At 54.1% G+C, this 13,294-nt stretch carries 12 protein-coding genes; 1 reads left to right on the forward strand and 11 read right to left on the reverse strand.

The window, feature by feature from the left end:
• Positions 1–170: 170 nt before the first annotated feature.
• From JSS75_08505 to dnaN, 7 genes are all read right to left on the reverse strand, one after another.
• On the reverse strand, positions 171–1,589 hold the full coding sequence (locus JSS75_08505; protein ID MBS1903728.1) for a hypothetical protein: 1,419 nt from the start codon (positions 1,587–1,589) through the stop codon (positions 171–173).
• Positions 1,590–1,664: 75 nt separating this feature from the next.
• A complete protein-coding gene (locus JSS75_08510; GenBank protein ID MBS1903729.1) occupies positions 1,665–2,582 on the reverse strand; it encodes a putative sulfate exporter family transporter in 918 nt (305 codons plus the stop codon).
• 132 nt (positions 2,583–2,714) lie between these two features.
• Positions 2,715–4,064 (reverse strand): hypothetical protein, encoded by a 1,350-nt coding sequence (locus JSS75_08515; protein MBS1903730.1) that lies wholly within the window; start codon positions 4,062–4,064, stop codon positions 2,715–2,717.
• A gap of 181 nt (positions 4,065–4,245) precedes the next feature.
• Complete coding sequence (locus JSS75_08520) at positions 4,246–4,530, reverse strand: DUF721 domain-containing protein (GenBank protein MBS1903731.1); 285 nt, start codon at positions 4,528–4,530, stop codon at positions 4,246–4,248.
• A gap of 313 nt (positions 4,531–4,843) precedes the next feature.
• The gene (locus JSS75_08525; GenBank protein ID MBS1903732.1) at positions 4,844–5,377 is read right to left on the reverse strand and encodes a T9SS type A sorting domain-containing protein; all 534 of its coding nucleotides are present in this window, start codon (positions 5,375–5,377) and stop codon (positions 4,844–4,846) included.
• 500 nt (positions 5,378–5,877) lie between these two features.
• Positions 5,878–7,026, reverse strand: a complete 1,149-nt coding sequence (gene recF, locus JSS75_08530; GenBank protein ID MBS1903733.1) for a DNA replication and repair protein RecF — start codon at positions 7,024–7,026, stop codon at positions 5,878–5,880.
• 103 nt (positions 7,027–7,129) lie between these two features.
• Positions 7,130–8,245, reverse strand: a complete 1,116-nt coding sequence (gene dnaN / locus JSS75_08535; GenBank protein MBS1903734.1) for a DNA polymerase III subunit beta — start codon at positions 8,243–8,245, stop codon at positions 7,130–7,132.
• A 219-nt stretch (positions 8,246–8,464) separates the two neighbouring features.
• Between dnaN and JSS75_08540 the strand changes: the two genes are divergently transcribed.
• Positions 8,465–10,507 carry a choice-of-anchor D domain-containing protein gene (locus tag JSS75_08540; GenBank protein MBS1903735.1) on the forward strand — a complete coding sequence of 681 codons (2,043 nt, stop codon included), beginning with the start codon at positions 8,465–8,467 and terminating at the stop codon, positions 10,505–10,507.
• An 84-nt stretch (positions 10,508–10,591) separates the two neighbouring features.
• On the opposite strand, the gene JSS75_08545 is transcribed toward JSS75_08540, so the two are convergent.
• The 4 genes from JSS75_08545 to JSS75_08560 all read right to left on the reverse strand — a co-directional run bounded on the left by JSS75_08545 (position 10,592) and on the right by JSS75_08560 (position 13,292).
• Positions 10,592–10,975 carry a GNAT family N-acetyltransferase gene (locus tag JSS75_08545; GenBank protein MBS1903736.1) on the reverse strand — a complete coding sequence of 128 codons (384 nt, stop codon included), beginning with the start codon at positions 10,973–10,975 and terminating at the stop codon, positions 10,592–10,594.
• Positions 10,976–11,135: 160 nt separating this feature from the next.
• Complete coding sequence (ndk, locus tag JSS75_08550) at positions 11,136–11,561, reverse strand: nucleoside-diphosphate kinase (protein MBS1903737.1); 426 nt, start codon at positions 11,559–11,561, stop codon at positions 11,136–11,138.
• Positions 11,562–11,660: 99 nt separating this feature from the next.
• Complete coding sequence (locus tag JSS75_08555; protein MBS1903738.1) at positions 11,661–12,683, reverse strand: tetratricopeptide repeat protein; 1,023 nt, start codon at positions 12,681–12,683, stop codon at positions 11,661–11,663.
• 63 nt (positions 12,684–12,746) lie between these two features.
• Entirely contained in the window at positions 12,747–13,292 is a 546-nt protein-coding gene (locus JSS75_08560) for a DUF1697 domain-containing protein (GenBank protein MBS1903739.1), read from the reverse strand.
• Positions 13,293–13,294: the final 2 nt, after the last annotated feature.

Raw genomic sequence — 13,294 nt, forward strand, 5'->3', positions numbered from 1 at the left:
AAGAAAATTGTTGGGGTAATAATGAAAGAAGCGGCGCAACACACAGGTCGTGGGAGCGCCGCTTCGTTCGTTTGTATTACATGTCCCGTGGCAGGGACGTATCCTCACATGTAGCAACAGCCGAGCAAGCAGAATATTACTCCTGGGACGCGGCGTGATTATTGAAATTCTTAGTCGAAGCTTGTAGCAGATGCAATCGTCTTGCAAACGTGCTCCAACAACGTACCGTACATACCAAATCTTCCGCCGGTGTAGAGTGCGTACGCCTCCACTAGTTCCGGTGGAACCGGGGTACCGTAGGCCGCGAAGCGGACGAATGCGCGCAACACCAGGAAATATTTGCCGGCGTTATACCGTGAAACGCCCAAATGCTTCGACCGCAGAAACTGTTGCGCTCGGTTACACAGGACATCGACCATCTGAATATCGCCGCGCAGCGCGAACGATGCACACTCGACCATGCGGATACGCAGATCGGTGAACATACTCTGTTTCATCTTCGAGTTCATTCCGTAGGCCTCATTCAAATATGGCAACACCTCGGCGGGTCTCCCTTGCAGATTCAGTAGTAGTGCGCGTATGAGTGCAATATTCGCCGATGCGTAATTCGGTAATACATAGGGTAGAAACACGCAGTGCTCGGAGAGAATCTGTTCTGCCTGCTCGAGTTTCCCATTGACGATCGCGAGTTCTGCATAGCGCAAGAGAAAGAACGGCTCGTCCCACAATTCGTGCTTCGCGCCGAGCCTGGTATAGAGCGAGTGATATACTTCGAATGCCTCGGCCGGTTTGCCGGCGGCCATCAATCCATCGGCCGACAAAAACTCAAGTCGTAGCTGCTCAATTTCGACGAACGGAATATCGATCGTCCGCAATAGCTTGCGGGCTCGTTTGAGTGAGCCAATATACGCGTCGGCATCGTAATATCTCCAGAAATGCAGATGCGCATGGATCAGTGATTCAAAGTAGAGACAGCGGGTGTCACGCTGTGTCGCTACCTTCTGCGAGTAGGCAGAAATCATACGTTCGATCGATGCCATCGTCTTGGTTGGATTGGACGTATGTCGCGCAAGAAACGGAAGTTCTGCGGCAAGTTCGGCGCCTTCGAATACCAACAGTTCTGTACGATCACGTTTGACGGCAACAGCAAACCGCTCGCGGCAGCGTTTGATCAGCGCTTGCTCATGCGGATATCGCGCAAATCGGTGCAAGAGGATGCTCGCACCGAAATAGAATTCTTGTATGGCATGCTGGTCCTTCGACCGGAGCACCTCGCTTTCGACACGGCGAAACTCACCTCGGAAGATCGTCGGTAGCTGTTTGCGAGCAAGCAGGCGCAGCAACGGCAATCCCCCTTCGGGCGCAAATACGCGAATCGCACGCTGCAGTAGTACGGACGATATTTGATGACGATGAGAAGTCGAAAGCGAGTCGAGCTGGGTATGCTCATACTTTGATCCGCCCTTCACCCGATACACACGCAGCGCCGCTTGCAGAACCAGGTTCTGCTTTCCTTCCACGATTAGTTCACGAACACGTTCGAGTTCGTCTGGGTACAGGGAATCGATAAACCGCTGCAACTTGAGCATAACGACGCAGAACGATACATGCAAGTGGGGGGAAAGACATGCATGGCGGATCGGCTGCGGGCAGCGGCAAACCGCCTACTGCGCAAAGGCCAAGACGGCCCAAAGGGAAACGCTACCAATCACAATCCATAACAATACGCCCTCGACGAACGGCCGAATGCCGACGGACTTCAGCGTCTTGCGCGAGAGTCCGCTGCCGATCAAGAAGAGCGTCAACACCAACCCGGTCTTGGCGGTGGATACAAGACCATCGTAGATCGTCGGCCCGAGGTCGACATACGTCCGCACGACCGAGGCGATCACGAATAGGAATATAAAATACGGTATTTTTATCGACTTCTTCGAACTTTTGAATAGGAAGGAGGTCGCAAGCGCGAGCGGCACGATCCAGAGCGCACGTGCAAGTTTCACGGTGGTTGCGATTTTCAGTGCTTCGTCGCCGAACTTTGCTGCGGCGCCAACGACAGAACTCGTGTCGTGAATCGCAATCGCTGCCCAGATACCGAACTGTGTTTGCGTGAGTTGAAAGTAGTGGCCGATGATTGGAAAGATAAACAACGCGATCGAATTCAGAACGAATACCGTCCCGAGCGCCACGGACATTTCCTTTTCGCCCGCATCCATCACCGGACCGACCGCTGCGATCGCACTTCCTCCGCAAATCGCTGTGCCACTGGAAATGAGGTGCGACGTCTTGGGCTCGATCTTCAGCCATTTACCGATGAGATACCCAAGGCCGAGCGTCCCGAAGATCGTAACAATCGTGAACAATATTCCCGAACGTCCTGCTTCGAGGACATTTCCAAAGTTCATACTGAAGCCCAACCCGACGACCGAAACCTGCAACAAGATCTTCGTTGCCTTGCTATTGTGTTTGGCGAATGGATGACCAACTGTCAGCGCGATCGCGATGCCAAGAGCCAACGCAATCGGAGGAGATGCCCAAGGAGTCAGACAAAAGACGACGGCAAGAATGAAGATGATCCGGTTCACGGCTCGGGGTGATTGGTGATATGGCACTGACAACACGAATACTGTCGGTTCGGATTCGCTCGGAGCACGAACGACACAAGAAACGGACAGAGGGTGAAGATCACCCCCTGTCCGCACATGTGTTGTGCTGCCTTAGAGAACGTCCTCGAGCGGGACGTTTAATTTTTTCCGTGCAAATTGCAGGAGTTTACCGAACGCGCCATACTGCGCTGAGGTGAACAGGGAGTAATACTTGATCCGTTTATCCTTCACACGTTTGCCGAGAGCAACGTACTTCATGAACGATTCCAGGATCAGGAAATAATGTCCTTCCACATCTTTCTTCAACGACATCTTTCGCGTACGCAGCAACTGGATGCCGCGCGAGATTACTGCCTTGACCAGGTCGTGCTCGCCGCGCAGCACGTAGCATGCGCATTCGAGATACCGGCATTGCAGATCGAGCGCGAACGTATAGTTGCGTCGGCTGTTGAACCGCTGTGCCAGTTCGACATAGCGCAACCCTGCATCCGGATCGTCCTTGAAGATCGCTAAGAGCGCCAGCAGGATCGCAGCCCGGACCGCACGATGGGTCGGGAAGATGTAAAAGAGATGCTGCAGCCGTTCGTCGATGATCTTCTGCGCATGCTCGAATTCGCCGATCGTAATGGCAAACTCGGCAAGGCGAAGATTCAACGCGGAATCGCGCCAGAGCGGGCTATCGGCCGGCAGCTTCTCGAAGAGCATCACGAACCGTTCGTACGCGCGGCCATACTCGCCGCGAGTCGCGAACAGATCGGCGGACCGCAGTTGCATCGCCACTGCTTCGTCGCGATGAACGGCCTGTGTCAGACCCGCAACAACTTCGTTCGCCTTGCGATACCAGCCTTCGACAACTGACGGATCCGTCCCCTTCTCCAATTCGTACGCTGCATGCGCAAGCGCAAGATGAAAGCGGCAAAGATCGTCGCCATCCCGATCGATCGCTGCATCGAACTTGACGAGTTTTTCGTCGAGTTTCTCTGCGGACGATTTGCCCGGAGACGACTTATTCTCGGCAAGCTTTAGCTGGATTGGCGCCATGACCAAATCCATCAACAGCGTTGCCTGTCGCTTATTCTTTGAAAGGCTCAGGTAGGATTCCCGGCATTGTTCCAGAAGGTCTTCTTCGATCAGACGCGAATCCAAGCGGCCGATGAGCACCACGATCGAGTAGTAATACTCGCGCTGCTGCTCTACCGTAAGATCCGGAAGAAGTACCTTTTCCTGCTTTCGGAATTCTTCGCGGAAGAGAACCTGCAGGTCCTTCGCCGCTAAGAATTCGAGAATAGCAAGTCCACCCTCGGGTACGAGCGCCGTGTAACAGCGCTCAAGCATCACCGAGCATATTTCGTACAGATGCTCACGGCTGATATTCGGTAGGAAATTCTCTTCCGAGGCTTTCCCAGTGTCCTGGCGGTACCGCCCAAGTGCAAACTCCAGCACCTGTGCTTGTTTACCCACCGCGCGAATAGCTCGGACCCGTCTGAGGTCCTCGCCCGTGAGACTGTCGACCAGTCTAAATAGTTTTTGTGACAATGTATCCCGTGTAACACCGCCTATTAAGCGGTTATTACAAATATACGAAGAAATCGCCCGATTCCAATACAAAACCGAGAACCTTAGGAATTGGATGAGCGGAATACTACCGCCAGACGATCTCGGTCAACTCGTCCGAACCGGTGAAGGAATGTATCTTTTGCAGTATCTCGTGGCTGCGCATCGTCAATTCATATTTCCAGACGGAGGACTCGACACGCACGATGATGGAATTCCCTTTGATGCGTTCGGGGACGGCAATGTCGGCAACTTTATCCCCGACGATCTCGCGCCAATGCGTCAGCGCTTCATAGCGCTTCGCATTCTCCTGCAACCCATAGGTATGCAGTGTGCGCTCGAGAACATCGGTAATCGACTTTGGGAATTTCATTGTAGCTATGCAAACATACGAACCCTACACAATGAGCCATAAACAATGCAGACACCACAATTTCATCCACTCCGTAAAGTGGCACGGACTCTTAGTCCATGCATCTTTCGTCCGCCGGTCATTCTGAGCCCATTCGCTTCGCTCAGTGTAAACTCCGCGAAGAATCCCTTTCGCAGAGCCGCAGTATCTCCACGCCACGACCCACCCGTAGGGGCGAGGCACGCCTCGCCCGCTCTCAAAGCCACCACCAAACAAAACGGGGCGACTCCTCCCGAAGCCGCCCCGCTCGTTACTCGTTACTTTCGACTCGTTACTACTCCTGATGCACCAGCTTCACCGTCTTCACCTCGCCAAAGCCGGTCGAGATGCGGGCGTAGAGTGTACCGCTCGGCAAGCCAGTGCCATCGATGTGGATGGTGTGCAACCCCGGATCGAGCGAGCGGCCCTTGGCGTCGCCCCAGACCATTCGGCCCAATGGGTCGTAGATCGAGACGGATACGTAGGTCATGCGGTTGAGCGTGACGTTCAACGAGAGGTCTTGCGTGAACGGATTTGGAGAACTACTGCATGCACCCAATCCGAGTCCTGCTACAGATGGCAATGGGTCGTTCACCGAACGTGTCAGCAGGAAGCCAAGACCAAGCGTGTCGAGGCTTGGGTCGATCGTATCTAACTGACCTGGAACGGCGCCGTTGCGAAGCCAGGTATTGTATCGTGCATCGATGTCAAATTGAAGCTGATCGCGTAATCCCCGATCGTCGCAGTTCGAGTCAGCTATTAAGTACTTTTCGATTGCGATTCCGGCATTTGTGATCCGGTACGGTTCAACGCCGTACGTGCTTGCCATAGTCAGGACGCAGTTACAGAAGTACTTTGGGTTGGTCTTGTTCAGAAACAGGACGGAGATAAGCCACTCTCGAAATCTATTCCATCTCGTTGAATCATCGAGGTGAATATTGGAGACGTCCGCCAGTAAATTCGTGAACACATTCGCGGTATGATCGTCAATCGGGGCACACGACTCAACATATCTTGTAAGTGAGTCGAATTGCATTTGATATTCAGCCTGGGTTTGTGGCTGCCCGGCTTCCCACTGCCTCCACCGCTCGCACGAATCGAGATCCATAGCCGCCACAGATGAGTGGGATGTGGCAAGAATCGTTAAGAGCAAAACGAATAATGAAATCTTCATGGTACTAATGAATATCCCAGATTCTGCGAATCAACTGTAAACGAATATACACTGATTTTTCTATAATTCTTCTCCCGAACCACCGATAAGGGTTCAAGCTCTCTACCCCGTCGAGAATGTGAGTGTTTCCTACAACGTCAATTCCAATGACGATGCTACCATATCTGCCCTTCGCCGATCCTAATCAGCCGGTTCGCATGATCGCCGCTGGCCAGGAGCGTATCGAACGACTCTCGGGTCGTGGAGGTGATGAATGTTTGCCCGTACTGCGGCGAGCTGATGAGTTCGAGCAAGCGGGCGGCGCGGTTGGCGTCGAGTTCGGAGAATACGTCGTCGAGCAGGAGGATCGGCGTCTCGCCGGTCGCGTCGCGTAGGTACTGATACTCCGCAAGCTTCATCGAGACAAGCAACGTCTTGTGCTGCCCCTGCGATGCGAACTTGCGGGCTTCGCGTTTGTCGTCGATCAACATCATCAATTCGTCGCGGTGTGCGCCGACGAGTGTCGTACCACGCCGAAGCTCTTCACTTTCACGGCGATCGAACTCGCGTTCGAGCAACGGTCGGAACCCGCCGAGTTCATACGGCTCTTCAATCCCCAGCGGACAGTACCACAATGATGGTTTCTCGTTGCCTCCGGAAAGCTCGGCATATCGAGCTTCGAGGAAGGGACGAAATTCTTCGACAAACGCCGCACGACGGGCCATCACACGCGCAGACCGTTCGGTGACGACTTCGGTCCAGGGTGCAAGCTGTGGCCGTGCAACCGACGCAGGCGTATTGCGTTGCTTGAATTCGAAGAGCAAGGAGTTGCGATGCTTCACGGCCTTCTTCAACTCGATCTCGTCTTCGAGGTACAGACTGCTTGCCTGCGAGAGCACCAACGATAGAAATCTGCGACGATCGTCTGGCGAACCGCTGGTGATGATCTTATCGTCGGGCGTCAGTGCGACAACCGGGATGCGCCCGATAAGGTCGCTCGAACGGCGGAGCTTGTCGGAATTGACGAGAATCGTTTTGCGTGCCGGTGGCCCGGCCGTGTACTCGACCTGAACGCCAAGCGGCACGCCGTTATCGGACGTAAAGCGGGCGTCGATACTATACATGCTCGCCCCCGTCTGCACGAGCACGGCATCGGCAGCATTCGTAAAACTCTTGGTAAGCGCTGCAACGGAAAGCGACTCAATGACGGAGGTCTTCCCCGCTCCGTTCGGACCATTAATAATATTGAACTTCGCACCGAACGCCTCGAGCAGCGTATCGCGATGATTACGGAACGAGGTGATATGGAGGCTGTCGCATCTCATTCGGGAGTGAGTGATCTACAATTCAGTAGCGCCGACTTCAGTCGGCGCAAGTTCATGAACTGCTCCGACTGAAGTCGGAGCTACTATCGGGGGCAACGACTCGTTAGGCGGACAACCGCACCGGCATGACGAGCATCAATACTTCGAACGCGCCGCTTTCGCGGGGCTCGAGGATCACGGCACGAGTCGGTGTCGAAAACTTGAGCGTTACTTCCGATGCATCGAGATGTGCCAATGCATCGTCGATGAACTTTCCATTGAAGCCGATCAGCAAGTCGTCGTTTGAGTAATCGCAGGCAATGTGTTCTTCGGCATTCGAACCCTCTTCGGCATTGTCGGCAAGAATGACGAGCTCGTCCTTGTGCAACTGCATTCGGATCTGACGTGTATCGGGATCGGCGAAGATCATCACGCGTCGGTTCGACGATTGCAGGGGCGCACGGGAAATGGTCATTGTCTTCTCGTTCTCACGCGGAATAACCGCTTCGTAGTTCGGGTACTGTTCGTCGATCAAACGTGAAAGAATCGAGGTCGAATCGTTCTTGAACTCGATCTGTGTCGCACTGAAGCTGATCGTCACCGTATCGTCGTCGCCGAACGATTTCGCAACGAGGTTCACTGCCTTGGCCGGCACGATGACATCGCGTTCGCCATCGCTTTTGAGCTCGGGGTTCGTGATCTTCACCAACCGATGCCCGTCCGTCGCGACACATGTCGTGCCGTCGGGCGAGAACTGGAACAGCAAGCCCATCATTGCGGCACGAAATTCATTCGAGCTTGCGGCGAAGATGGTCGAGGAGATCATCTTCTTGAGGTCGCCGCCTTTCGCAGTGATCGATCCCTCGGGCTTGAACTCTTTCATCATGTCCGGCAGATCGGTATCTGCGAACGTCGCCATGGTATAGTTACCTTGGGCGCTCTGCAACTGGAGGCGGCGGGTTGTTTTGTCCAGCGTCGCGTTGAGGTCACCATCGGGCAACGAGCGGATGATCTCGGCAAGTCGCTTCGCATTGGCGGCAATAACGCCGTCGGTCTTGGCGGCAACTTCGATCGATGCACGAACCGAGACTTCGAGATCGGTCGCCATGAGCGTCAGGCGCTTCGCCTTGAGCTCAAGCTGAATATTCTCGAGCTGTTGCAGGGTCGACCGGCTCGGAACGACTGCCGTGACCGTAGGAAGAATATGCTGCAGATCCGCAATACTTGCCGAAAATTTCATTGGGGTGCCGTTGCTGGTGAATGCACAAATATTAGAATGCAAATTTACTACTTTTTGGCCCATCCTCTGTGAGAAGTTCATCGGGCCCGAATTCAGAAAAAACCTCGGAACCTGCTCGAACTCAATACAGGCTCTCCGAGTTACCAATACACTCTTTTTACCCCGGAAGATCGGGCAGCTCTGCCCGAAGTTGTTGTGTTTCTTTCCCAATCGCTCATTATGAAAACCACACTCGTTATGCTTTGCTGCCTTGTCTGTGCAGCAGGGAGTTCGTTCGCTCAAGGCTTCGCAAAATTCATCATCAGCCCCTCGCTCGTCCAATTTCAATCTGTCAATATCGGCGACTCGCTCGACAAGACGATCAGCTTTATTGTCGATTCGTCTGCGCCGAACGATGTGAACGTTTCGATGTCGAACCCGAAGCTTGCAAGTTATAGCTATGTCGGCCCTTCGTCGTTCACCGTAAAGAAAGGCTCGACCTACTCGCTTACCGTTCGCTTCAAACCGGTCGCACTCGGTGCGCAGCGCGACACAGTATTCGCGACACACAACGGCGATACTTCCATCTTCAAAAGTCCGGCACGTATTACTTTCGGCGGACAAGGTTTGCCGAAGGATACATTCCCGCGCATTCAGGTGACGTCGCAAATACAAGGTCTCAATTTCGGAATCGACAGCATGGGCACCGTCACCACAAAGACATTCTATGTCATCAATGTGTCGGACACACAGCGAGTGCTCACCGGCACCGTAGGCAACCCAAAGACCACAAACTTCTCCTTTATCGGGGCAGCGGGCAACTTCTCGCTCAATAAAGGCGACAGCATGAAGGTGACGGTCGCATTTAGCGCACCGAACAAGGCCGGATTATACCGCGATACGCTGACGATCACGAGCAACTCGAACTCGTCAAACTCGACGATCAAACTCTCGATGTTTGCGACCGTCCCCGGACCGGATACCGTCGCACGCATTTCGATCCTGCCGTCGAACCGTTTCCTCGTGCTTGGACCGGTATCGGTCGGCAAATCGAAGCAACAAACGGTCACGATCAAGAACACTACCAACGTGGACCTTCAGCTCTCGGGGAACGTCAGCAGCACGAACCACAGTAAATCGTACTCGATCGTAAGCGGAGCCGGACCGTATTCGATCAAGAAGGGCGACTCTGCACATGTCGTCATTACCTTTGCACCGGATACGATCGGCAATCGCATCGATACGTTGATCGTCACGAGCAACTCCGACCCGTCAAACCAGAAATTCAATATTCTCATGGTCGGGCAAGGGACAGCGCCGGATATATTGCCGCGCCTGGCGCTCAGCGGCGTCCAACAGAGCAACGGCGCTATTCGGCTGAACTTCGGCACGTCGGGAATCGGTGTCCCGACTTCGCGGACGTTCACGATCTCGAACACGACCGACTCGAAGATCGCAACGCTGATCGGTACAGTCGGAACCCCGGCAAAGCCTCAATTCGCCGTTACCGCAGGCGGTGGTGCGTTCACGCTCGACTCCGGAAAGGCACAATCCGTCACCGTGACGTTTACTCCGACTGCCCTCGCGCAAGTATCGGATACGCTAATCCTCACCTCCAACGATTCCACCGCGAAGCTCGTGCAAATCATTCTGACCGGCTCCGGTCGGTTAGATACGATGGCCAAGATCACACTGAGCACTACGACGATCGACTTCGGAACCGTAGCGGTCGGTGCGCCCGCAGTTATGCGTAGTTTCACGGTCACGAACAGCTCGGATACGGCTCGTTCGTTGAACGGATCGGTCAGCTACCCGATCGCTCCGTTCCGACTCGAAAGCGGCGGCGGTGCATACTCACTCCTCAAAGGTGCCTCGGCGAACGATACGGTTGTGATGACTCCGGTCGTGCCCGGTACATACGACGACTCGATCGTGGTCACGTCGAATACGGATGCGTCTACCAGTCGCTTGGTGATCCATTTGCATGGTGTTGTACTCGCCGATGCGGTACCTGACTCACGCATTGTCGAACATGTTTCGCTCTATCCGAATCCGGCTCAGCGTTCGACAACGCTTGCTCTTACACTCGCCGAGAATACGCAGATGCACGCAACGATCTACGATCTGCTCGGTAATGCAGTGAAACACTTCGAGGCGACTCAGCTCACTGCGGGATCAAACAGTCTTCTGCTCGAACTGGAAGGATTGCATACCGGCTCGTATCTGCTGAAACTGCAATTCGACGACGGGACGAGAGTGATCCGGTTTGTCGTGTCGAAATGAGAATACACACCTCCATTTCTACAAACGCCACCGGCTGTCTTAGCAGCCGGTGGCGTTTGTGCAGAAACAAATCGCACATGATTGTTATTGCTGCGAGGGTTTTGGCGGCGACTGAGGGCCGATCCACATGAAGTGATCCGGATATGTCAGCGGTGCAAAGCCGAGCGGCCGATAGACCTCATGCGCATCTCTCGTCGCAAGGCACCAACGGCGGACGTCGACAACGTCGGGGTGTTCCATCGCGAACCGTACCATCGCACGGGCGATCCCCTGACCGCGATAGGATTCGTCGACGATCACATCCGAGACCCAGGCAAACGTCGTGCGGTCGCTGACAAGCCGCATGTAGCCGACTTGCATATCGTTATCATACGCGCCAACGACTAACGCAGAAAACTCCATCGCTTTCAGGACGCGTTCGTAGGATACACCGGGTGACCAATATGCATTCGAAAGCCATTCATGCACGCGCGGCATGTCCAGTCGCGACCGGTCGTCGCTAATGATATACTGACCAAATTCCAGATTCATAGACGAAGAAAATGAATAAAGCGAACAGGTATCGTACGCAAACGAACGAAAAAGGCGGCACGATGGCCGCCTTTTTTCCCATCGGTAATTGCAGAGCTTAGAGACCGAGATCGGCCAACTCGCCTTCGGTAAAGAAGAATGCGATTTCGCGCAGGCCGTTCTCGACCGAGTCCGAACCATGGACGGCGTTCTCGCCCTTGCTCGAGGCATAAAGTTTGCGGATCGTACCTGCAGCGGCTTCCGCCGGATCGGTCGAACCGATCACGCGGCGCCACTCGGCAATCGCATTCTCCTTCTCGAGCGCGATCGGCACACAAGCGCCGCTCGACATGAACTTTACGAGTTCGCCGTAGAACGGACGCTCGCTGTGGACTTCATAAAATTTGCCTGCCGAGCGCTCGTTGAGGCGCGTCATCTTCATTGCAAGGATCTTGAAGCCTTCCTTCTGGATATGAGCAACGATATTGCCGATATTGCCGGACTTGACGCCATCGGGCTTAATAATGCAGAGTGTACGTTCGATCGCCATAATAGTACGTGTAATTCGTGAGCTGATAGATGCCCTGATGGCGGACTGCGCACATCCGGCGGCCCTGAAACACCGCTTTGCGGGAAGGAAGTTCTAATGCTTCACAACCGTTGCCGTCTTGAGGAATGCGGCCCACTTCCGTTCTTCCTCCGGCGTGATTACGGCGCGTTTGACGCCCCAGAACGCCATGAAGAGGTCATGCGAACCGTTGACGATACGCCAGACCTGCGATTCGGGCTCTTTCTCATTCGTCTCAATCTTGAAAAGTATCCACGGATATGTTGCGGCCGTATCGCGTTCGATCACGGTGAGTTTCGCGCTCGGCGCGGCGGTTTTCGCTTGCGTGAAGAGTTGCTTCATCTCGTCGGCAACCGTGCCGATCGCCATCCCTCGATAGGTGGTGACCGTCCCGATCTCTGACCAGTGATCGAGTGACTCGCCGCCGCGTGTCAGTTCGATCACTTTGACGCCGTCTCCTTCTTGGGTATTCATGACCTTCCATCCTTCGGACTCGGGCCATGTCAACTGCAACTCCTCGGGTCTGCCCATCGCTGCCATCGACGCACTGTCTGAGCAGTATTGCCGCAAGAACCGGTCGGCACGTTGATCACCGAGCGATTTGGCCTCGCGAAGGTCTTCGCAGCCGCCATCCTTATCGCCGACCTGCAATCTCGCCTGCGCACGCATGAAATATGCGGACGCATTACCCGGCTCCAGCTTGATGCTCGTCGTCAAGTCGGCAAGCGCATCCTGTGGTCGTTCGAGTTGCAATTTTGCGATAGCACGGTTGGAGTATGCTCTTGCAAAATCAGGTTTGAGCGCAATCGCTTTATCGAAGTCCGGTATCGCGGATTCGTAGTCTTTGATGCGAATCTTGGAAGTTCCACGATTATAATACGCATCGATGTAGTTCGAATCCATCGAGATTGCGATGCTATATTCTTTGATCGATTCTTCATACCGACGGTCGCGAGCGAGCATGTTGCCTTCGGTGTAATGGTCCTTGGCGTTCTGGGCAAGCGCAACGTCATTCAAGCACACGACCATGAGCAGCGTGAAGAACGAGCCAACGAGGGTACGAATCGAATGTATTGGTGCGAACAATCGGATGATCATCTATTCTCTATCAGTGGATTGAGGAAGTTAGTTCGTCAACGCACGGAAGGATAAGAAACTCCCCTACTTCGCAAATTTTTTGACGATCGTCGAGACCGTGTTCCAGTTGCGTGTCGTTGCCCTGATGGAGAATACCTTCTCCACAATCGCATTGGGGAAACCCCACGTCCCGTTTGGCAACGGATGCGAAAGGCAGAACAGATCGAGCCCCGAACGACCATAGATCGTTATCTCGTTCTTCGCTGAGATGAACGGCAATACCATTTCTTTTTCTGGCTCGGTTTGGATAAATGTGATATACCCTTTCGATTGTCCTGCGAGTTCCTTTCCGGCAAACGGATCGGTCGAGACCAGTGTCGTCATCGCATTCATCGTCCGCAAGATCACATCAACATGGTACCCGAGCGTCTTCGAGAGGTCCTTCTGTATCGATGCCTCCAACTTCGCGCGTGAAGTCGCCGTCGAATCAAAAATCACATTCCCGCTCTGAATGTAGGTCGAAACGTTCGAACAGCGCATCCCCTCGAACATCCGTTTCAGCTCGGCCATCGGGATGATCTTCTGTCCGCTGACATTAATACCGCGCAGGAGCGCAACGTAACGGGTCATTG

The organism is Bacteroidota bacterium (assembly GCA_018266755.1).
In the GTDB taxonomy this organism is placed as follows: Bacteria; Bacteroidota; Ignavibacteria; order Palsa-1295; family Palsa-1295; genus JAFDZW01.

Coding starts and splice junctions, on each gene's coding strand:
- dnaN (MBS1903734.1), bottom strand. CDS start 8,245: ATGAAATTTTCGGCAAGTATTGCGGATCTGCAGCATATTCTTCCTACG.
- JSS75_08505 (MBS1903728.1), bottom strand. CDS start 1,589: ATGCTCAAGTTGCAGCGGTTTATCGATTCCCTGTACCCAGACGAACTC.
- JSS75_08560 (MBS1903739.1), bottom strand. CDS start 13,292: ATGACCCGTTACGTTGCGCTCCTGCGCGGTATTAATGTCAGCGGACAG.
- JSS75_08525 (MBS1903732.1), bottom strand. CDS start 5,377: ATGGCAAGCACGTACGGCGTTGAACCGTACCGGATCACAAATGCCGGA.
- JSS75_08540 (MBS1903735.1), top strand. CDS start 8,465: ATGAAAACCACACTCGTTATGCTTTGCTGCCTTGTCTGTGCAGCAGGG.
- recF (MBS1903733.1), bottom strand. CDS start 7,026: ATGAGATGCGACAGCCTCCATATCACCTCGTTCCGTAATCATCGCGAT.
- JSS75_08520 (MBS1903731.1), bottom strand. CDS start 4,530: ATGAAATTCCCAAAGTCGATTACCGATGTTCTCGAGCGCACACTGCAT.
- JSS75_08555 (MBS1903738.1), bottom strand. CDS start 12,683: ATGATCATCCGATTGTTCGCACCAATACATTCGATTCGTACCCTCGTT.